The sequence below is a fragment of the Thermoactinomyces sp. CICC 10522 genome (assembly GCF_016055075.1).
Taxonomy (GTDB): domain Bacteria; phylum Bacillota; class Bacilli; order Thermoactinomycetales; family Thermoactinomycetaceae; genus Thermoactinomyces_A; species Thermoactinomyces_A daqus.
In genome coordinates this window covers 1-809 of record NZ_JAECVY010000066.1, presented here as the reverse complement: position 1 = coordinate 809, position 809 = coordinate 1, and the positions used below count along the sequence as shown (strand labels likewise).

The window sequence follows — 809 nt, the reverse complement described above, 5'->3', positions numbered from 1 at the left end:
TGGAGGTGGAAGCCCTTGCCCGCTTCCGCTGCCGCGGAAGGCAGGTGCAGGCGGGCCAGCACTTGCCCCTCTCCCACATGCACTTCCGCTATCCCCCGGTGGGTCTCTCCATACCGGATGCCCATTCTGGCGAAGGCTTCATACATTTCCTCCGCGGTCAGCGTCCTGCGGGAACATTCCCCTTTGACCGCTTCCAGATCCAGCACCGGCGGGACTGCGTCCGTCATCAGTTCGGCCGTTCCCTCGCTGTGAACCACCTCTTCTCCCGCATCGGTTTCGCTGTACACTTCATAGGCGATCTCGTTTTCATTTTCCGCGATCAGCCCGATGTGGACTTCCACCGGCTGCTCGCCTGCCACGACGGGCCGGAGCCAATTCACCTGCCGCAGGCGAATCCCTTTCCCTTCTCCCGTCCAGCCGCCGACGGCCTGGTCGACGGCCGCCCGGGCCATTTCCAAACAGGCGCTTCCCGGCAGAACCCGCTTCCCTCCGACCAGATGGTCGGACAGGAAAAATTCTTCGCCCGTGAACACGGAGCTGAACCGCTGTTCATACAAATCGGAGGTATTCCGGTGCAGCAGCGGATGGAGCACGGTGCCTGTGAGCGGCCGCTCTTTTCTCTCTTCCGCCGGAATCCAGCAGCGCTGCCGGGCAAACGGATAGGTGGGCAGACTCATCCGTCCGGGTTTCTTCCCGCTGTACAGACGGTTCCAGTCGATGTCCATCCCTTTTACCCACAGCTCCAGCAGTTTGTCGTACTTCCCTTTTCTCTGCCAGACCTCCAGGATTTGCTCCATATCCTCATCCGC

1 protein-coding gene is annotated in these 809 nt (G+C 61.3%); it reads right to left on the bottom strand.

All coding sequences use genetic code 11. The annotated features are described in order from the left end of the window. Window positions 1–809, bottom strand: an 809-nt coding sequence (locus tag I8U18_RS17610; protein ID WP_198065185.1) for a polyketide synthase dehydratase domain-containing protein, incomplete at both ends; no start/stop codon positions are given.